Annotated in this window: 19 protein-coding genes; 15 read left to right on the top strand and 4 right to left on the bottom strand. The window is 49.7% G+C overall.

What is annotated here, in order from left to right; genetic code table 11:
* Positions 1-36 precede the first annotated feature (36 nt).
* From KJS69_RS18915 to KJS69_RS18905, 3 genes are all read right to left on the bottom strand, one after another.
* Positions 37-1,386 carry an ABC transporter substrate-binding protein gene (locus KJS69_RS18915; RefSeq protein ID WP_213585348.1) on the bottom strand — a complete coding sequence of 450 codons (1,350 nt, stop codon included), beginning with the start codon at positions 1,384-1,386 and terminating at the stop codon, positions 37-39.
* 153 nt (positions 1,387-1,539) lie between these two features.
* Positions 1,540-2,328, bottom strand: coding sequence for a carbohydrate ABC transporter permease (locus tag KJS69_RS18910; protein ID WP_213585482.1), 789 nt, complete (start codon positions 2,326-2,328; stop codon positions 1,540-1,542).
* Positions 2,329-2,383: 55 nt separating this feature from the next.
* Positions 2,384-3,289, bottom strand: a complete 906-nt coding sequence (locus KJS69_RS18905) for a carbohydrate ABC transporter permease (RefSeq protein ID WP_249730611.1) — start codon at positions 3,287-3,289, stop codon at positions 2,384-2,386.
* 273 nt (positions 3,290-3,562) lie between these two features.
* Between KJS69_RS18905 and KJS69_RS18900 the strand changes: the two genes are divergently transcribed.
* The 7 genes from KJS69_RS18900 (at position 3,563) to KJS69_RS18870 (ending at position 9,198) form a co-directional block, all read left to right on the top strand.
* On the top strand, positions 3,563-4,321 hold the full coding sequence (locus tag KJS69_RS18900; protein ID WP_213585346.1) for an SDR family NAD(P)-dependent oxidoreductase: 759 nt from the start codon (positions 3,563-3,565) through the stop codon (positions 4,319-4,321).
* Positions 4,318-5,103, top strand: a complete 786-nt coding sequence (locus KJS69_RS18895; RefSeq protein ID WP_249730610.1) for a creatininase family protein — start codon at positions 4,318-4,320, stop codon at positions 5,101-5,103. Before KJS69_RS18900 ends, KJS69_RS18895 begins: the two co-directional genes overlap by 4 nt.
* Positions 5,096-6,211 carry a type 2 periplasmic-binding domain-containing protein gene (locus tag KJS69_RS18890; RefSeq protein WP_213585344.1) on the top strand — a complete coding sequence of 372 codons (1,116 nt, stop codon included), beginning with the start codon at positions 5,096-5,098 and terminating at the stop codon, positions 6,209-6,211. The genes KJS69_RS18895 and KJS69_RS18890 overlap by 8 nt, the downstream gene beginning before the upstream one ends.
* Positions 6,212-6,286: 75 nt before the next feature.
* Complete coding sequence (locus tag KJS69_RS18885; RefSeq protein WP_213585343.1) at positions 6,287-6,679, top strand: RidA family protein; 393 nt, start codon at positions 6,287-6,289, stop codon at positions 6,677-6,679.
* 345 nt (positions 6,680-7,024) lie between these two features.
* Positions 7,025-8,017: an N-acetylglucosamine kinase gene (locus tag KJS69_RS18880; protein ID WP_213585342.1), complete on the top strand. Its 993-nt coding sequence runs from the start codon at positions 7,025-7,027 to the stop codon at positions 8,015-8,017.
* Positions 8,018-8,159: 142 nt separating this feature from the next.
* Positions 8,160-8,702: a GrpB family protein gene (locus tag KJS69_RS18875; protein WP_213585341.1), complete on the top strand. Its 543-nt coding sequence runs from the start codon at positions 8,160-8,162 to the stop codon at positions 8,700-8,702.
* Positions 8,703-9,012: 310 nt separating this feature from the next.
* Positions 9,013-9,198 carry a hypothetical protein gene (locus tag KJS69_RS18870; protein ID WP_213585340.1) on the top strand — a complete coding sequence of 62 codons (186 nt, stop codon included), beginning with the start codon at positions 9,013-9,015 and terminating at the stop codon, positions 9,196-9,198.
* Positions 9,199-9,219: 21 nt separating this feature from the next.
* On the opposite strand, the gene KJS69_RS18865 is transcribed toward KJS69_RS18870, so the two are convergent.
* Positions 9,220-9,525, bottom strand: coding sequence for a hypothetical protein (locus KJS69_RS18865; RefSeq protein WP_213585339.1), 306 nt, complete (start codon positions 9,523-9,525; stop codon positions 9,220-9,222).
* A 930-nt stretch (positions 9,526-10,455) separates the two neighbouring features.
* On the opposite strand from KJS69_RS18865, the gene bioB reads away from it, so the two are divergent.
* The 8 genes from bioB to KJS69_RS18825 all read left to right on the top strand — a co-directional run bounded on the left by bioB (position 10,456) and on the right by KJS69_RS18825 (position 18,372).
* Positions 10,456-11,454 carry a biotin synthase BioB gene (gene bioB, locus KJS69_RS18860; RefSeq protein WP_213585338.1) on the top strand — a complete coding sequence of 333 codons (999 nt, stop codon included), beginning with the start codon at positions 10,456-10,458 and terminating at the stop codon, positions 11,452-11,454.
* A 105-nt stretch (positions 11,455-11,559) separates the two neighbouring features.
* Positions 11,560-12,315 (top strand): 2-dehydro-3-deoxy-D-gluconate 5-dehydrogenase KduD, encoded by a 756-nt coding sequence (gene kduD, locus KJS69_RS18855; RefSeq protein ID WP_213585337.1) that lies wholly within the window; start codon positions 11,560-11,562, stop codon positions 12,313-12,315.
* A gap of 1 nt (position 12,316) precedes the next feature.
* A complete protein-coding gene (locus KJS69_RS18850; RefSeq protein WP_249730609.1) occupies positions 12,317-13,285 on the top strand; it encodes a sugar kinase in 969 nt (322 codons plus the stop codon).
* Positions 13,286-13,451: 166 nt separating this feature from the next.
* Positions 13,452-14,117, top strand: coding sequence for a bifunctional 2-keto-4-hydroxyglutarate aldolase/2-keto-3-deoxy-6-phosphogluconate aldolase (locus KJS69_RS18845; protein ID WP_213585336.1), 666 nt, complete (start codon positions 13,452-13,454; stop codon positions 14,115-14,117).
* A gap of 277 nt (positions 14,118-14,394) precedes the next feature.
* Complete coding sequence (locus tag KJS69_RS18840) at positions 14,395-15,111, top strand: GntR family transcriptional regulator (RefSeq protein WP_249730622.1); 717 nt, start codon at positions 14,395-14,397, stop codon at positions 15,109-15,111.
* Between the two features lie 23 nt (positions 15,112-15,134).
* Positions 15,135-16,016, top strand: coding sequence for a carbohydrate ABC transporter permease (locus tag KJS69_RS18835; protein ID WP_213585335.1), 882 nt, complete (start codon positions 15,135-15,137; stop codon positions 16,014-16,016).
* Positions 16,016-16,876 (top strand): carbohydrate ABC transporter permease, encoded by an 861-nt coding sequence (locus KJS69_RS18830; RefSeq protein WP_306434417.1) that lies wholly within the window; start codon positions 16,016-16,018, stop codon positions 16,874-16,876. Before KJS69_RS18835 ends, KJS69_RS18830 begins: the two co-directional genes overlap by 1 nt.
* A gap of 155 nt (positions 16,877-17,031) precedes the next feature.
* Positions 17,032-18,372 carry an ABC transporter substrate-binding protein gene (locus KJS69_RS18825; protein WP_213585334.1) on the top strand — a complete coding sequence of 447 codons (1,341 nt, stop codon included), beginning with the start codon at positions 17,032-17,034 and terminating at the stop codon, positions 18,370-18,372.
* Positions 18,373-18,547 lie beyond the last annotated feature (175 nt).

Below are 18,547 nucleotides of genomic sequence, written 5' to 3'. Positions count from 1 at the left end.
AATATTTCTACTCCCTTGACGGTTTTGTCAGCAAAACTATTTATTTGCGTTAATGATTTTTTGAATTTTGTCTTTAGCGTTAGCTATCGCCTGGTCTATATCCTGCTGTCCCAGCAGAACGAGATCGACTTCATCCTGATAAGCTTTATAGACCTCGGCCTGGAATGGATGGGCCGGGGGCAGGGAAGTCATTTTGGCATGATCCAATACATAAAGCAGGGATTCCTTATCTACCATTTCCGGTTTCTTTGTCTGGTTGATAATGGCTTCGAGAAGCTTGCCCGTATCTTCCTTCTTCCAGGAGGTCAAGTACTTCTCCATAGCGGAAAGTCCTTCTGTCGAGAGATATCTGGCGAATTTGTAAGCTTCTTCTTTATGCTTCGAAGTCGACGAGACCACTAAATAGTTGGAGGACGACACAGCATAACCGCCTTCATCCTCGGGGTTGTTTTTCGGAACCGGCGCAAAGATCGTTTTATGGCTGGCTTCGTACTGGTCTGTTCCGCCCGCTTCACCGATCATCCAGGAGCCGATGACAATCATGCTTGCCTTGCCGTTGAAGTAGAGTGGGCGGTAGGACATTTTTTGAGAAATGACATCCACGAGCGGAACGGCGGATTTATCCACCATTTCGGTTTGTTGGCGAATTTCGATCGATTTGCGGACACCGGGATCATCCAGGTTGATCGTCAGATCCGGCAAAATAATGTCGTTGTTCTTGGGCTGATGCCATAAGCCTAAAGTGTAGTAGTCCGTCCAGGTGTGATGATACGTTCCATAGCGTTTGTCGGCTCCTTCGCCGGCCGTCATCTGCTTGGCATACTCCATGAAATCATCCCAGGTCCAATCGATCGTCGGCACTGCTAAGTTGGCTTCCTTCAAATGATCCTCGTTCAACATGACGAACCAGGTGCTGAACGTTCCCGGGAGTGCATAATAACTGCCATTAATGCCTGTATTGGTTTTGTATTCTTCCTCGTAATTGAAGCCGTCCTGTTCAATGAAGGTGTTCAATGGCTCCAGCATCCCGTTCGCGGCTCTCTGGGCGTAGCTTCTTTCATCGGCGATCAGGAAGACGTCGAGGGTCTCGCCGGAAGCGGAATACAGGTCAATTTTTTTCATGATTTCGTCATTCGTCGGTTCGGTCATCGGTACGTAATCAACTTTGATGCCGGGGTTCAGCTTTTCAAATTGTTCAATAACCGGCTGCATCATCTCTTTACTAAAGGTAACTTCTTGTGCATGAAACTTGATGGTGACTTGCTGCGGTTTGCCGTCTTCATTAGCATCGGGAGCAGCGTCCTTCTTGGTGCAAGCGCTTAAAATTAAGCTTACAACAAGGAGAAGAACAAGAGACCAGCTTGCTGCTTGTTTTCTACGAATCATTTTTACACCCCTCTTATATTTGTTCAGGTTTCATCCTACCATGTTCGGAAATGATCAACATTTCAAATTTTTGACTGGATTCAAAATTTTTTTACCACATAGGAATCTTTAAGTTCTTTACAATGGTAATGTGATGTAGAACAAAGAATCCTACTATCCCTTGACACCGCCTAACGAGATGCCTTCGATGACTTGCTTCTGCCCGATGATAAAGATTAACAGCAGAGGAACAATGGCGATGACAGAGCCCGCCATCATTAACGAATAGAACTCGCCATAAGCGTCGGCAAATTTCCGGATGCCGACCTGCAAGGTCAGCAGATTCTCGGAACGCAGGAAAATTAACGGGTTCTGATAGTCGTTCCAGGTCCAGATAAATCGTAAAATTCCGTAAGTGGCAATAGCCGGGCGTACTAGCGGCAGCGCGATAGTGAAGAAGATTTTCCAATGTCCGGCGCCGTCTATGCGGGCTGCTTCCAAGTACTCGTTATTCACCCCGAGGAAAAATTGGCGGAGCAAGAATGTCCCCAGCACACTGAAGCTGCCCAGAAGGATGAGTCCGAAGTGGGTATCGAATAATCCCAGCTGGCGGTAAAGAATAAATTGCGGGACGAGAACGGCCTGGCTCGGAATCATAAAAGTAGACAGCACCACCAGGAAAGCCACGTTTTTGCCCTTGAATTGAACCTTCGCGAAGGCGTAAGCGGCCATGCAAGAAACGAGCACGGAAACCAGCGTGGTCAGAACCGTTACTTTAATGGAATTCCAATAAAATAAATAAAGCGGATATTTACCGAGCCACACTTCTTTGTAGTTTTCGACGATGTTCCACTTGCTCGGAATCCATTCGATCGGATATTTGAACACATCCGTCTCGGGCTTGAACGATGCGGACAGCATCCAGATAAAGGGTAATAAAAACGTAATCCCGATGAGGAACATCAATAAGGTAATGAAAGCTTTTTTCCATTTATTGTTGTTCAAGTGTCAATCCCCCTTAATAGTTCACCCATCTGCGCTGTCCGTACCATTGGATAAGCGTAATGATAAAGATCGCGAAGAACAGGAACAAGGCCATCGTTGAAGCGTAGCTCATCTTCAGGTTGATAAAGGCCGTTTCATATAAATAGTAGACGACGACAGAGGTCGAGCCTGCCGGGCCGCCCTTGGTCAAAACCTGGATAATGTCAAATACTTTGAAGGTGCCGATAATTCCGGTAATCAGCAAAAAGAAGGTCGTAGGCGACAGCAAAGGCAGCGTGATCGATTTGAACTTTTGGGAAGCCGTAGCGCCGTCGATATCTGCAGCCTCATACAGCTCTTGCGGGATGGACTGCAAGCCGGCAATATAAATGATCATATTGTAGCCGATGGATACCCAAACCATGATCATCATAACCGAAGGGAGGGCAAAATGAACATCCGCGATCCACTTGGGAGGATCCGCAATCCCGAGAGACATTAACAGGCTGTTGATGGGGCCATAGGAGGGATGGAACAGCACTTGCCACACCATCGCTACAGCAACAATGCTGGAAATATACGGCATAAAATAAACGACTTTAAAAAAGCTTTTGAAATAGACACTTTTGTTAATAATGACGGCTAAAAATAAGGATATAGCCAAAGTGATAGGAACGACGAGCAAAAAGATCAGGTTGTTTGTGATAGATTTCCAGAATAAATCATCATTCAGCAAGTTTTTAAAATGAGTAAGCCCTGCAAATTCCACACCTTTAAAGCCCAAAATATGATTCCAGTGAGTGAAGCTTAATATAAAGGAAGCGATAATCGGCATAATTAAAAATATGGTGACTCCTATAAGCATGGGAGCAATAAACAAATATCCGGTTAACGTTTCCCTCCATTTCTGCTTATTTATTGCAATCACGCCTTTCGTCATGTTGTGCAGCATCGTAATCTATATATTAAAGAACAGAGACGGGCTTGGAGAAGTTAAAAAGATGACTGATTCAAAAATATTTTGACATTTACAAATAGTGGAAGGTTCTATAAATCGCAATTTTTTTACAAATAAGAATGTTTTTTATATTTACAAAATATATTGGAATATGCTAGCATTTTAGACAATCATCATGTGCTGCTTGACATGGCTTTATTCAGCTCCAGAGCGGATTGCTGGAGTCCATTTTCGAAGGGCTGAGGGGGGAGTTTAATGAGTGCTTTGCAACTGCAAGATAAAGTGATTTTGATTACCGGGGCTGCGGGACGATTGGGGCGAGCCGCCGCGAGCTTGTTTATTGCCAAAGGTGCGATTGTGGTGGGGACGGATATTTGCCCCATAGAGCAATCCCCTGAGCTTCTGCGGTTACAGGAGAAGCATGGTGACCGTCAATTCTGCTTTATTCGTGCGGATGCCAGTGAGGAGGAAGAGGTTCGGGCCAGCTTCCTCGCAGTGGAGGAGAAATTCGGCCGATTGGACGGCACCTTTCACAATGCTTACAAGCAAGCAGTCAAGCCGGTGCTGGAATTGCCGCTGGATGAATGGAACGCGGCCATTAAAGGTTCCTTGACCAGTACTTATCTTGTGTGTAAATATTCCATAGCTCTAATGATTTCTTCGGGAGGCGGGGCGATCGTCAATACGTCATCGGTTTTATCGCAAACAGCTAAAATAAACAATGCGGCATACGGGGCCGCCAAAGCGGGCATGAATCAGTTGACAAAGGTGATTGCACTGGAATATGCAAAGCAGGGAATTCGGGCCAACGTCCTGCTGCCGGGAGATTTCAAAGTGGAGGAAGATTTGGCGCGGCTGACTCCCGAGGCGCGGAAAGCCCATAATGAAAGATTTCTGTTGGGACGGACGGGCACTCCGGAAGAACTTGCCGAGCTCGCGGCCTATTTATTGTCCGATGCCGCAGCCTATATGACGGGCAGTCTAATATGCATGGACGGAGGGTACAGCTTGTGAATTCTATTTTCTTTCATCATCATACACGGGATGAAATTTCCGCTATGGCTAAAGCCGGCTGCCCGGTTGTCGTCCCGCTGGCGGCAACGGAGCAGCATGGTCCGCATCTGCCGGTTTATACGGACAGCATCATCGGCGAACATATTGTGACGCATGCCGTCCAGCAAGCCTCTGCAGTCATCCCGATGTTGGCCGTACCGGTTCTGACTATCGGCTGCTCCGAGCATCATTTAAGCTTTGGCGGGACGCTATCCTTCAGCTCTTCCACCTATCTGAATGTGTTAAGAGATATCGGGGAGAGCCTGGTCACCTGCGGTTTTCGCAAAATTATATTTCTCAATGGGCATGGAGGCAACGCCCATATGATGAATCAAACGGCCAATGATTTGGCTGTTCTCCATTCGGTCTGGACGGCCTCGGCTTCCTATTGGAACCTCGCCGGTGCCGCGCTGCAACGTGTTAACGCTCACGAATCAGGGATGGTGCCGGGGCATGCCGGTGCGTTCGAAACCGCTTTAATCCTTGCTCTGCGTCCGGAATTGGTTAGAACGGAGCATATGAGTGACCGCCATGCGATGCGTCCATGGATTAACTCCGGTCCGCCGGGAACATTTATCGGCAAGCACGGAGAATTGACCGGCTTCGACGGTTACACTGACGCTCCGTACGGTGCGACTGCAGAGCAAGGCCGACTCTACCTGACAACGATTATTGCTGCCGTGACAGATTGGTTGGTGTCGACATGCGAGGCTATGGATAAGGGGGACCTAAGTTATGAGTAAGCCAGTCAGGGAGCAAGAACTGAAGGTAGCGGTCATCGTCACGGAATATCGGCATAATTCTCATGCCGATGTTATCCTGGGGCGGTTATTGGGCGAGTTTGATTATACGCCTCAGCTGAAAGTTGCCTCTCTCTATACCGATCAGGTGCCGTCTAACGATATGAGCCGGGAGAAGGCGGAGAAATACGGGATTCCCATCTTTCCGACGATCGCCGAAGCGATTGCGATTGGCCAGGAGAAGGATCGGATAGACGGTGTAGTCATTATAGGCGAGCATGGCGATTATCCGGAGAATGAAAAAAGGCAAAAGATGTATCCGCGGCGGCGTCTGCTCGAAGAAGTACTGCAGGCGTTGGATCGGTTAAATTTATGCATCCCCGTTTTTTCGGATAAGCATCTGGCTTACGATATGTCGGATGCGCTGTGGATGTACGAACAGCTCAAGCAAAGAGGAATCCCCTTCATGGGGGGATCATCGGTTCCGCTTGCGGACACGGTTCCTCCCTTTCAGGTTGAGACGGCCCGATCGGCCCGGGAAATTCTCGTAGTCAGCTTCTCTTCCTCTATTGAAGCCTATGGTTTTCACGGCATGGAGGTATTACAGAGGATAGCCGAGCAGCGGATCGGCGGGGAGCAGGGGGTGGCGTCCATTCAAGCTATGGAGGGAGCAGCCGTATGGGAGGCGATGGATCGCGGCGAGTGGCCGGAGGACTTGCTGTTCGAAGCGTTGTCCACTATGCCGGACCTTGTTCCGGGACATCCGCGCGACCAAGTGGCGGACCCTGTGCTGCTTAGCATCGAATATAGGGATGGTACGAAGGGGTATGTGATTCAGCTGCAAAATTATGTCAATCAATGGCTGAGCGCCTTCCGTTGTCAGGATGGACAGATCTCTTCATCCCGCTGGATCACTCAGACAAGCCGGCCGTTCAACCACTTCGAGCGCCTCACCCAGTATGTAGAAAGGTTAATAGTAAGCAGGCAGTCGCCTGTTCCGATCGAACGAACGCTAATGACGACAGGACTGATCGATTTAGGTATGGAATCCCTGTACAAGCAAGCGAGGATAAATACGCCGGAGCTGCACATTTCATATCAACCCTTATAAACATTCAACGACAATAATCATCAACCTATTAAATAATGAAGAAGGAGCCACAGGAAAAGGGGGAGGGATACAGGGATGAGTAAGAAGTTTACGGCCGGGAAGGAAAAGAGACTGCCATTTTCGTCTGCTGTTCAAACAGGGTCTTATGTGTACGTATCCGGACAGGGAGGGATTGACCCGCAGACCCATTGTATTGTCGGTCTGGACCTGGAGTCTCAAACCAGGCAGACCATGGACAATATAAGGGAGGTGCTCACCGCTGCAAGCCTGGATTGGGAGCACGTAGTTAAGGTGAACGTCTACTTGGCCGACCGCAGCCTGTATGAGGAATTTAACCAAATCTACGCCCGTTATTTTAATTCCTTTTTTCCCGCACGAACTTTGGTTTATTGTGCTCTGAATTACGATTTGCTGGTCGAGATAGATGTGATTGCCTCTCGTGAGAAACCTCTTTCCGTAATAGTCTGAGCGAAGCGCACCACAGGCATCTCAATTACAAGTATCCCAGCGTTATATGACTTTCCAGCGCCGCGTGGCGCATCGGCTCTGTGTGAGACTTCGGCCCTAACGTTTCTCCCGATTCGCAGGAGGACAGGATTTGTTCAATGAATTGATTTGCCGCAATCGAGAGAGGAAAATCCTGCAGCCGCACAATGCCGAATTCCACTTACCCGATATAATTCTAAATGGATAATAGCTATATCCTCCCTGTATAACGGTTATATTAATTAACTATTATCTTAAATCATACATTCGCTGTATGATGTTTACAAGATTGCTATATAGTTCATCCGAAGGAGGTCTGCAATGACGATGGAAAATACAGTAGTTATCGGGATGGATGGCGGAGGGACCCATACGAGGGTTATGGTAAGCGATCTTCAGGGACAGATCCTATCCTATGTGGAGCACGGAGGTTCATCGATAAGAAAGGATAATCAGGCTAAAGAAAACGCCCGGCAGGCGATCATACATGCGCTGGAAAGCGCAGGATGCGCGCCGCAGCAAGTGAAGGGACTATGTGCGGGGGTAGCCGGTTTGGATTCTGAGGAAGATTTGGCGTGGGTAGAAGGGTTAACCGATGTCCCCGGGCTGAATTGCCCGAAATGGCACGTCAATGATGCGGTGATCGCTCATGCGGGGGCCTTCCTCGAGAAGCCCGGAATTGTTGTCGTTTCGGGAACCGGCTCGATTCTCTTTGCCATAACCGAGGACGGGACCCATCTAAGGAATTATGATTTCGGCCATTATGCTTCCAGTGCGGCAAGATTTCTGTCTTACGATGCGGTGTATGAATTGCTTGCGGGGAATCGGCAACAATCTGATGAAGCTATGGCGCAGCAGATTCTTAAGTTTTGGGCGGTGAATCGGATAGATGAATTACATAAGCTGGCTAGCGGCGGGTTTATGGAAGACCGTAAAGAGCGGGACAAAAAATTTGGGCAAATGGCTCCCATCGTCACCAAGGCGGCTCAAGAGGGGAGTCCGCTAGCGAGAACGGTCTGCGACCGGGCCGTTCAACAAATTGTTGTTGGGGTGGAACTGCTGGGGGCTTGTTTCCGGGAGAGCCCTGTCACCGTAACGGGGATTGGCAGTGTCATTCAAAGTCCATACATGAAAGCAGCACTAACCGAACGCTTGAAAGAAGGAAACAACAAATTCTATGCGGTGGTTGAGCCCGCTCTGTCCGCCGTTTCCGGGGCGGTTATTATGGCCCTAAAGCGGCTTCAGGCTCCGGTCGATGAGCAGACGTTACGCAATTTACTTAAACATCCACAGTCTCAGTATCAAGTGTTGGTGGGCTAGCATGGTTTCGTATGAACCTTCTTCTTCTGTTCTTAACTCCATTAATTAAAATTTAAGTATGCACCTGAAGAACCAAGAACATTTGGAACGCACGAAGAAGCTGCTCGCTCAAAACCTTATTAGAAATGTAGGAGGAGGCCTCATGTCTGATCCTATTCTTGTCGTCCCCTATGATCCACAGTGGCAGGAAGAATTTCTGCAAATCGGTACGAGAATTAGGGAGGCGCTAGACACAATCGCGGTTCGGATAGATCATATCGGTTCCACGTCCATAGCCGGTTTAGCTGCCAAACCGATAGTCGATATCCAAATTTCAGTACGGTCATTGGAGCCGATGGTTTATCAACCCCTTCTGGAAAATGTAGGGTATTATTATAGGGCGGATAATCCGGATTTAACTAAACGCTACTTCAGAGAAGGCAAGGGAAGGAAAAGAACGCATATCCACGTCCGGGAGGCGGGAAGCTGGTCCGAGCAATTTGCCCTGCTGTTCAGAGATTATTTGCGACAACATCCAGAGGACAGCAGAGAATATGCCAAGGTGAAATATGAGTTGATGGAACGCTTTGGAGATCAGCGGCATCGGTATGTCGAAGAGAAGGGTCCGGTAATTTGGAAAATCATGACGAAAGCCAGCTCATGGAGCCAGGAAGCTGGATGGAGGCCCGGGGAACCGGATATATAGGTAGAAGCTTCGGAGGCACTTTCCTTCGGAACGGAATGATTGCTTTCTTTAGTGCCACTTATAGATGAACAGGGTTGATTTGTCGTGTCATTTTTCAAGTGTCAGCTGTCAATGAACTTAATCATCATAATGCCGTTAAATATACTGTTTACCCACGTGTAAAAACAGTAAAGTTTGCAAGATGCCGTGATGAATCTAAGCTGGTTCATTCACGGCTTTTTTGTGTTCCTAGAACGGCGTTCAAAAATGAAAATAGGGTAGTGGAGCGCGGAGGATATACTAAATCAGCCCGTTCGGGGGAGCAATCTCGATGGAGATAGCGGGAAGCCTGTCCTTGTCTGCTTTGGTGAATGACAGGCAGATTTCTAGCCGCGAGCCTCTCCCGGCTTGCGTTGCGGCGTTGGCTTGGGCGGGTCAAGCCTATGGGGTCTGTCCCGACAAATGGCCGTTGTCGCTCCCCCGTACGAACCAGATGATGACCAGGGTTGTCCAATAACAGAGAAATTGTGGAGGGGAATCAGGATTTGAAAAGCTCGCGATCTTCTCCGTCGCTCGCTGCCTTTTCTTTGGCAATCAAGCCGCCCTCCGTTCTCCACTTCTCGTCTTCGTCTCTCTTAAACTCTTCCTCCTCCGGGATGTTATAGTGATTCATGGTTGGTTTAACTTCCTTGAAAAAGGAGGCCAGCTCGTCGAAATCGACATCTTCCCCGTTCTCTTTGCGGCCGGGGAAAAGTAGAACAATAGCGGCTGCCACCGAACAGCAAACCAGAATGACCACCAGAAATAACTGCACGGGTCCCAGTGACCGTAACCATTCAACCATTATTCCTCACTCCTTTCTTCGTTTGTAGGGGCCGGTATTTTGGACATTGTTGCCCTTGCCCAGGGATTGGGGTTGACCACCGTCACCACCGTCATGCGACACCGAACACCGCGCGCTGGGAGTCTCGCGCGGTGCGGAAGAGTCCCCCCCCAAGAAAGGGAAATCCTTTCCTCCCATTGTCTCTCCTTATCTTCTTTTTACCCATTTGCGGATATCGATAAACTCATTGACCTCTCTCGAGCTTCCGTCTGACCGTTTATATACATGGTTTTAGTGATTGGGGAAGGCCCATCCGTCATGACTGCTGCTGTTATTGCTTTAGTTCACCATAGTATCTGTACTCTATAGCATCTAGTGCGCCATAGTATCTAGTCCCCTTTTTCTTTTTCAGTTCACCACTGCACCACATCGTGTCTGGTATGTCTTACTGTGTGTCGAGCAAATTTATCACGGCTGCAAAAGTGCAGTCATTTGCTGATTATCGGCCCCATTTCGCTGGATCTAATGCAAAAATACAGTGGATTCGGCCATGCCGATTCGAAAATGGATTAATCGAATGATTCTACTGTATATTTGCAGGCGATGACGCCAAAGAAGCCGATTCTGATTCAAAGTGATGTATTTTTGCAGTCGATTGTCGTCGATTGCGGCAGTCGCTCGTCCTCGAAGGAGTTCATATAAAATGGAATGCTCATTCTTGCCTTATGTGGCCTTTTAATGTTAACCTTATTTCATAAGTATTTGGTTAACAATTATTGGTGGGGCAGAGAGCAAGAACTGCCCGCGCGTGCGATGCCCTTGATCAATCGTGACCAGGGTCAGAGCGAGGCTTGACTGCTTGATTTGCTTGACCGAAGCCAGTCTATTTTTGCGCAAAACCAAAATAAAGTTAGAAAAACTAATGACCAGCGATGTGCGGGAGGAGAAGCAATGTCGACTATTCAACAAACAAACTGGAATGAATATGCGGATAAAGCACTGCGTGGGGAAAGATTGACGCATGAGGAAGCACTGTCCGTTCTGCAGGCGGATGACGGGGAGTTGTTGGCCATCTTGCAAGCGGCATATAAGGTAAGAAAGCATTATTACGGCATCAAGGTTAAGCTGAATTTGATCATGAACGCCAAGAGCGGATTGTGCCCGGAGGATTGCGGCTACTGCTCGCAGTCGATTGTGTCGAGTGCCCCCATTGAGAAGTATTCCTTGCTCGATAAGGATACGCTGGTGGACGGAGCCCGCAAGGCGATGGAGTTGAAGGCGGGGACGTACTGTATTGTCGCAAGCGGTCGGGGGCCAAGTCACCGGGAGGTGGATCAGGTCGTAGCGGCTGTTCAGGAAATCAAGGCAACGATGCCAATGAAAATATGCGCTTGTCTCGGTATTCTGAACGAGGAGCAGGCGAAGAGGCTGAAGGAGGCGGGAGTCGACCGCTACAACCATAATTTGAACACAAGTTCGAGCCATTTCGGGAGCATTACGACGACCCATACTTATGATGATCGGGTACATACCGTGGAGCAAGCCCAAATGGCGGGAATGTCGCCATGCTCCGGCTGCATTATCGGCATGGGCGAGACGGATGAGGATATCATCGACATCGCTTGGTCGCTGCGAGAGCTAGGAGCGGATTCGATCCCGATCAACTTTCTCCATCCGATCGATGGAACGCCGCTGGCCGGGCGGAACGATCTGAATCCGCGCCGCTGCTTGAAGGTGCTGGCTTTGTTCCGCTTGATCTGTCCGACCAAGGAAATCCGGGTGTCGGGAGGACGCGAGCTGCAGCTTCGTTCGCTTCAACCGCTAAGCTTGTATGCGGCGAATTCGGTTTTTGTCGGGGATTATTTGACTACCGAAGGTCAGCAATCGTTGGACGATCACCGGATGATTGAAGATCTCGGATTCGAGATTGAGCGGTGCGCCTTGGGCTGATGAAGGCCGGTCACTGGCACAGAAGCCCCGTTTGGACTATAATGAGGGGAGAATCGGACAGCGTGTCCGCTCTTCAATACTGAATAACGGATGGGGTGCAGCTTCATGAATTTATTTGATTTATCTGGTAAAACAGCTATCGTCACCGGAGGAGCCGTAGGCTTGGGTGGGGGGATGGCGCTGGGTCTGGCTAAAGCGGGAGCGGATGTCGTTCTTGTAACCAGCCGAGACAAATCCCGTGATGTCCATAACGAAATTGAAGCGATGGGGCGCAAGGCTCATACCATCGTCGCGGATCTTAGTGATGAGAGCAAGCTTCCGCAAGTCATCAACGAAACTTTGGAAGTGTTCGGCAAAATCGATATTTTGGTAAACAATTCCGGAATTATTCGTCGTACTCCTGCAGCAGACCACTCGGCGGAGGATTGGCATGCGGTTATTAACTTAAACCTGAACTCCGTTTTCTTCCTCTGTCAGCTCGCCGGTCGTGAAATGATCAAGCAAGGATCGGGTAAAATTATTAATATCGCCTCCATGCTCAGCTACCAGGGCGGAATCAACGTTCCCGGATATACGGCAGCGAAGCACGGCGTAGCCGGAATTACGAAAGCATTGGCGAACGAATGGGCCGGCAAAGGGGTGTGTGTGAACGCCATTGCTCCGGGCTACATGTCCACGGATAACACGGCGGCCATTCGTGCCGACGAAGCGCGCAACAAATCGATTCTGGAGCGCATTCCGGCTGGACGCTGGGGAACTACCGAAGATTTGCAAGGTCCTGTCGTGTTCCTCGCTTCCGCAGCATCGGATTATATGAACGGCCATGTGCTTGACGTGGACGGCGGATGGATGGGCAGATAAGATGACGGACGGGAAGCAGATGTTCCAACCCGAAGTGGTCACGTTCGGAGAGACGATGGCCCTTCTTATGCCGGATGGCTCCAAAGGGATCGAGTATACGTCCCTGTTGGAGAAATCGTTCGGCGGCGCTGAAAGCAACGTAGCGATCGGCATCTCCCGTCTGGGCCACCGGGCGGGCTGGTTCGGGCGGCTGGGCGAAGACCCGCTGGGGCGGATGATTCTGAAGCGAATCCGCGGAGAAGGGGTCGATGTATCCCGCGCCGAATTGACTCCGGAAGCGCCGACAGGGCTTATTCTGCGGGAGAACGTAGCCGGCAAATCGTCGGTCTATTATTACCGCAAGCATTCCGCAGCGAGCCGGATGAAGCCCGAGCATCTGGACGAATCCTACATTCGTCAGGCATCGATTCTTCATGTCACCGGCATTACTCCGGCGCTAAGCGAATCGTGCCGGGAGACCGTCGCCGAGGCGATAGCAATAGCCCGCCGCAACGGAGTCAAGGTTTGCTTCGACCCGAATCTGCGGTTGAAGCTATGGGATGTCGAACAAGCACGAGAGGTATTGTTCACGTTTGCACAAGAGGCAGATTATTTCCTTCCCGGCCTCGATGAGCTGAAGCTGCTGTATGGTACGGAAGATTTCGACCGGATCGTGGAGGAGCTGGGCCGGCTGCAAGCCGTGTCTATCGTCAAGGGCGGAGAGGACGAAACCTACATCGTGGAGCAGGGCGATGTTCGTGCGATCCCGTACTTCAAAGCGGAGCGGATCGTCGATACCGTTGGAGCCGGAGACGGCTTTTGCGCCGGGTTTATCGCCGGCCTGTTGAAGAGCTATTCGCTCGATGAAGCGGTGCGCTTGGGTAACCTGATCGGCTCCATGGTCATCCAGATGGAAGGCGATTGGGAAGGCATTCCCACCTGGGATCAGGTGCAGGCCACTTTGAACCGGGTCGCCCATGTGGAAAGGTAGACAGCAGCCCAGGCCGGGAATTATGCATCGTATGGGAGCTCCCGGCACACGGTTTGCCGATGCATGGCCGTGGTTAAACTACAATGTGAGGCGCATGGCGAAATCATTTTTTGTGACACGGACAAAAAAGAAACTAATCCTTAACAGGACGGAAGTGTAAAAGCGGATGAAAAAATTGTTAGTAACCAACCAACTGATGGAGGAAGGCGTTGTCGCCGTATTGCGCGGCGAGACCCCGGAAGAAGTGGTGGAAATAGCCGAGCAGGCTATTGCCGGAGGGATCAAGGCGATAGAGGTGACGATGACCGTTCCCTTCGCATTGCGGGCGATAGAAGAATTGGGCAAGCGCTACTCCGTGACTGCGGAGGACCCGGACAAGTATGCCATTATCGGCGTGGGAACGGTGCTCGACCCCGAGACGGCGAGGGCGGCGATTCTGTCCGGAGCCGAATTCGTGGTCGGCCCGTCGCTGAATCCGGCGACGGTTACGCTGTGTCACCGCTACCGGATCCCGGTGATGCCGGGGGTTATGACGATTCAGGAGATCCAGAGCGCGCTGGAGCTTGGCGTGGACATCGTCAAGCTGTTCCCTGGCAACCTGTTCTCCCCCTCGATGATCAAAGCGATCAAGGGCCCGCTTCCACAGGCCAATATCATGCCTACGGGGGGCGTATCGCTGGATAATCTGGGAGATTGGATCCGCGCGGGAGCGGTGGCGGTCGGCATCGGCTCGGATCTTACGTCCGAGGCGGCCAAAACCGGAGACTTCAGCCTCGTAGCGAAGAAGGCCGCTCAGTACAAAGAAGCTTATTTAGCGGCAAAAGCGAAGTAATCGATTGAACGTTAGTGCAGCATGAACTAGGCCAAGAGTCTTTTCCCTATAAGAGTCCTTTGCTCTATAGGCGAAAGACTCTTTTTTTTGCCGGGAAGGCCGATCAACTTTTTTAGTGCTATCCAATCTTCTACGAAATTTGTCTTTTTTCGCAAAATAAATAAATAAAAAGGGAAACTTTCAAATAAAATGGTAAATTATGTTGATTTATGGAAACAAAAATGCTAGTGTACTAGTATACTAGAAGAATAAAAGAGCAGGGAGCAGATGATCATTGGTGACCCAGAGAGGCTCAAATCGGGATTACGTTTATGAAATTGTGAAAAATAATATATTAAACATGAAGCTGGAGCCGGGAACCTTGATTTCCGAGAAGGAAATTTCCGAGAAGCTTAAGGTCAGCCGGACTCCTACGCGAGAAGCCTTCATTAAGCTGGCGGAGGAAGAGCTGATTGTGATCTATCCTCAGAAGGGCTCCTTTGTATCCCTGATCGATTTGGAGCAGGTCGATGAAGCCCGGTTTGTGCGCGAGCATATGGAAGCGGCGATATTGAGAATCGCCTGCGCGACCTTCGAGGAGAAAGACTTGCTGGATTTGGAGGCGCTTATTTCACAGCAAGTCATCTACAGCGGGAATAGCGACTACGAGAAGGCCAATTTAGAGAAATTGCACGCTCTGGATGAAGAGTTTCATCGCACGCTGTTTATTAAATGCGGCAAGGAATGGACCTGGAACGTCATTCAGCAGATGCTGGGCCATTATAAACGGTTCAGGAATTTGCTGCTGGCGGTCTATTTTGACTGGGAAACTATTATTTTGCAGCATATGAGAATCGTAGAGTATATTCGCAACCGTAACTTTGAAATGGTGGAGCAGGAGCTCAGATCCCACTTGAAGACCCGTTTTGAGAAGGATGCTTTGCTGAAGAAGTACCCGAATTATTTCAAGGAGTCGGCCGACAGGCAATTCCCCCCATTAAAAAAAATGCTCTAGCACAGCAGGAAAGGTGATCCCTCATGGTTATTAACTGGATTGACAGGAACATCCGTTATCTCTTCTCCCTTCCAGCCGTCCTGTTTGTCGTGCTGATGGTTATTTTTCCACTGGGCTATACGGCCTGGATCAGCCTGCACGAGTGGAGCATGTCCGGCATGACCCCGCCTCAATGGGTCGGCTTCGCTAATTACATTTCCTTGCTGACGGATTCAAGATTTTGGGAAGCGACTTGGCATACCCTCTATTTTTCATTCGGCGCCATACTGGTCGAAACCGTTCTCGGAGTGGCGATCGCGGTGCTGCTCAACCGTCACTTTGCACTTAAAAATGTCGTCAAAACGCTGTTCTTATTGCCGATGGTTTCCACACCGGTGGCGATTGCCATGGTATGGATGCTTATTTATGAACCGACCGTCGGATTGGCCAATACCTTGCTCGGCAAATTAGGGCTGGGTCCGCAGCTGTGGCTGACTTCATCGGATACGGTGCTGCATTCGCTTATGCTGATCGACATATGGGAATGGACCCCTATGGTGACTTTGATCGTGCTTGCCGGAATGACAACGCTTCCTCAAGAGCCTTACGAATCTGCGGTGGTGGACGGGGCGAATCGTTGGCAAATTTTCTGGAAAATCACATTTCCTCTCCTGATTCCGACGATTGTTGTAGCCATGCTGCTGCGGATGATCGATGCGCTCAAGACGTTCGATATTATCTATGCGACAACCCAAGGCGGACCGGGGACAGCATCGGAAACGCTTAATACATACGGATATACACTTGGCTTCGGTTATTTCAAGATCGGTTTAGGCTCGGCACTCATTATGCTGTTTCTTCTGCTTGTTGCCATCATTAGCCTCCTGTTTGTTTTTGTGCGCAATAAGGTGGGGGTGGATCATTAATGAAAGCGAACCTTCAAGAGGATAAGCATGTGCATGTCTCGCGAGCCGTCCTGAAGAGGGGGAACCCGATGTTTTTCTATGCCGGTCTGGCTGCGGTTTTACTTGTCGTCTGCTTTCCGTTTATCTGGATGATTCTGGCTTCGTTCAAAATGCAGGTCCAAATTATGTCGATGGACAAACTGTTTATTTTTCAGCCGACTTTGAATAATTACAGGACGGTCTTTAGCGAGTATGAGTTCGTTAAACCGATCGTGAACAGTGCGATCGTCGGAGTGGCATCGACTGCGTTGTCGATTCTGCTCGGGCTTCCGGCGGCTTACGCCATTTCCCGCTACAGGCAGAACATACTGGGACTGATCATTTTGATGGTCCGTTTTATTCCGGGAATTACCTTCCTGATTCCGTGGTATATCATTTTTTCCAGGCTCGGTCTGGTTGACACCCATTTTGCGCTGTCCCTAAGCCATCTGTTGATTAATTTGCCCTTTATTATTTGGATCATGATCCCGTATTTCGACTCACTGCCCAGAGAATTGGAGGAAGCTGCCATAGTCGACGGTTCGTCGGTCGTCGGAGTGTTCCTGCGGATTATCCTTCCGCTGTCCATACCGGGCGTAGTTACCGCATCGCTGCTTTCCTTTATTTTTTCATGGAATAACCTGGTTTTCTCCATGGCGCTTTCCGGCGGGAATACTCAGACGCTGCCGCTTGCCATCTTTAACTTTATTTCGTATGCGGTGATTGATTGGGGAGCCTTAATGGCAGCAGCCGTTCTCATCACGATCCCGATTCTGATTCTCTCTTTGTTGGCACAGCGGTTTATTATTCAAGGCCTGACAGCCGGCGCGGTTAAAGGATAGGGCAGGAAGGAGCTTTGAACTTGTTGGAAGGGGGTGGTGAAAAAGCGGGATCGCTTCCGGATATGGAGCGATTCAGATGAAAGCATCCGGTCAGACATGACAACTTACAACGGGGTTCATAATAATTAAGTACAAAGATTCAGGAGGGTTAAAGTATGGAGAGAAAAGCAAAGGCCCTGTCCGCAATGCTGGCCTCGGTTATGGTCGCGGGAATGTTAACCGGTTGCGGCTCGGCGAGTGGTCCGGATCAAGGGAAAGCCCCCGAAGTTGCGGGGCAGGTCGATAAGGACAAGCCTTATGCAGGGACGACTATTCGTTTCATGATGGCGGTTCATCCATGGCTGGATTCGATCAAAACGCTGCTTCCGGAATTCGAAGAACAAACCGGGATCAAGGTCAATGTGGAATCGTACAGTCAGGAGCAGACGAGCAATAAGATGGCTGTAGAAATGACGGCTAAAACCTCGTCTCTCGATGTGATGTTTATTCGCCCTCTTGACGAAACCAAGCTGTTCACCCGAAATGGCTGGGTGGAGCCGCTCGACAGCTATTTCAAAGGGGACGGGGAATATGATCTGGATGATTTTATCCCTTCCGCTCTCGATTCGGTCACCTACGAAGGCAAGCTGATCGGGATCCCGATTACGACCGAGCGTGAAATTCTGTATTATCGGAAAGATCTATTTGAGAAGCACAATATTGCTGTGCCTGCTACGCTCGACGAGATGATGGCGGCTGCGGAGAAGCTGCACGATCCGGCTAACGGCATGTACGGATTTGTTGCCCGCGGGAAAAAGTCGGTCGCGGTCACGCAATTTTCCAGCTACCTCTTCAGCTTCGGAGGTCAATTTCATGAGGGAGACACGGCTACTTTGAATACGCCGGAAGCGATGCAGGCCTTTCAATTTTACGGCGATATTCTGAACAAATACGGCCCGCCAGGGACGATTAACATGCACTGGCCCGAGGCAGCTAACGCTTTCGCTCAAGGCAAGGTGGCCATGTTCACGGATGCCGATGCGATCTACATCAACGTTGCGGATCCATCCAAATCCGCGGTCAGTGATCAGGTAGGTTACGCCATGTTCCCGGCCGGACCGGCAGGGGCCAAAACCTTTAATGTAAGCTCCGGCGGGCTGTCGATCAGCCCATTCTCCAAAAATAAAGAAGCGGCAGCGGAATTTATTAAATGGGCGACAAGCAAGGAAACGACTCTTAAAACGCAATCCGCCGGAAATCCCGGAGCCAGACAATCGGTGTGGGATAATCCGGAATCGACCAAGGATTGGCCGGCTGATCTGGTCAAGGTGATTACCGAAAGCAGCAAAATCGGAGTCGGGTCGGATCGGCCCCAGGTGATCGGCGTGGCGGAAGCCAGAGATATTATCAGTCAACCGATTAGCGCGGCTATTGAAGGTAAGGATATTCAGAACTTTGTAGACAAGGCGCAGAAGGAATTTCAAGAGTTGATAGATAAGGAAAAGCAATCCCAGTAACTATATACTCGGCACTAAAGATTTCAAAGCTCATGAAGTGGAGAAAGAAAGATGCTTCCAGGGCGAGTTTTGGCTTTGTATTCCAACCATCCGAAGGCCCATCCATATAGAAGGAATACAAAACAAGATGTTTGAAGCTTTGGAGGCACTTTCCTTCGGAACGGAATGAAGCTTT

Source organism: Paenibacillus sp. J2TS4 (assembly GCF_018403245.1).
Classification (GTDB): Bacteria; Bacillota; Bacilli; order Paenibacillales; family NBRC-103111; genus Paenibacillus_L.
The sequence above is the reverse complement of the archived record's forward strand: the minus strand, read 5'-3'. Positions and strand labels throughout refer to the sequence as shown.

Excerpts from the sequence above, each read along its gene's own strand:
- KJS69_RS18915 (WP_213585348.1), bottom strand. The coding sequence starts at position 1,386 with ATGATTCGTAGAAAACAAGCAGCAAGCTGGTCTCTTGTTCTTCTCCTT.
- KJS69_RS18910 (WP_213585482.1), bottom strand. The coding sequence starts at position 2,328 with ATGTTCCTCATCGGGATTACGTTTTTATTACCCTTTATCTGGATGCTG.
- KJS69_RS18905 (WP_249730611.1), bottom strand. The coding sequence starts at position 3,289 with ATGACGAAAGGCGTGATTGCAATAAATAAGCAGAAATGGAGGGAAACG.
- KJS69_RS18900 (WP_213585346.1), top strand. The coding sequence starts at position 3,563 with ATGAGTGCTTTGCAACTGCAAGATAAAGTGATTTTGATTACCGGGGCT.
- KJS69_RS18890 (WP_213585344.1), top strand. The coding sequence starts at position 5,096 with ATGAGTAAGCCAGTCAGGGAGCAAGAACTGAAGGTAGCGGTCATCGTC.
- KJS69_RS18885 (WP_213585343.1), top strand. The coding sequence starts at position 6,287 with ATGAGTAAGAAGTTTACGGCCGGGAAGGAAAAGAGACTGCCATTTTCG.
- KJS69_RS18880 (WP_213585342.1), top strand. The coding sequence starts at position 7,025 with ATGGAAAATACAGTAGTTATCGGGATGGATGGCGGAGGGACCCATACG.
- KJS69_RS18875 (WP_213585341.1), top strand. The coding sequence starts at position 8,160 with ATGTCTGATCCTATTCTTGTCGTCCCCTATGATCCACAGTGGCAGGAA.
- KJS69_RS18870 (WP_213585340.1), top strand. The coding sequence starts at position 9,013 with ATGGAGATAGCGGGAAGCCTGTCCTTGTCTGCTTTGGTGAATGACAGG.
- KJS69_RS18865 (WP_213585339.1), bottom strand. The coding sequence starts at position 9,525 with ATGGTTGAATGGTTACGGTCACTGGGACCCGTGCAGTTATTTCTGGTG.
- bioB (WP_213585338.1), top strand. The coding sequence starts at position 10,456 with ATGTCGACTATTCAACAAACAAACTGGAATGAATATGCGGATAAAGCA.
- kduD (WP_213585337.1), top strand. The coding sequence starts at position 11,560 with ATGAATTTATTTGATTTATCTGGTAAAACAGCTATCGTCACCGGAGGA.
- KJS69_RS18850 (WP_249730609.1), top strand. The coding sequence starts at position 12,317 with ATGACGGACGGGAAGCAGATGTTCCAACCCGAAGTGGTCACGTTCGGA.
- KJS69_RS18845 (WP_213585336.1), top strand. The coding sequence starts at position 13,452 with ATGAAAAAATTGTTAGTAACCAACCAACTGATGGAGGAAGGCGTTGTC.
- KJS69_RS18835 (WP_213585335.1), top strand. The coding sequence starts at position 15,135 with ATGGTTATTAACTGGATTGACAGGAACATCCGTTATCTCTTCTCCCTT.
- KJS69_RS18830 (WP_306434417.1), top strand. The coding sequence starts at position 16,016 with ATGAAAGCGAACCTTCAAGAGGATAAGCATGTGCATGTCTCGCGAGCC.
- KJS69_RS18825 (WP_213585334.1), top strand. The coding sequence starts at position 17,032 with ATGGAGAGAAAAGCAAAGGCCCTGTCCGCAATGCTGGCCTCGGTTATG.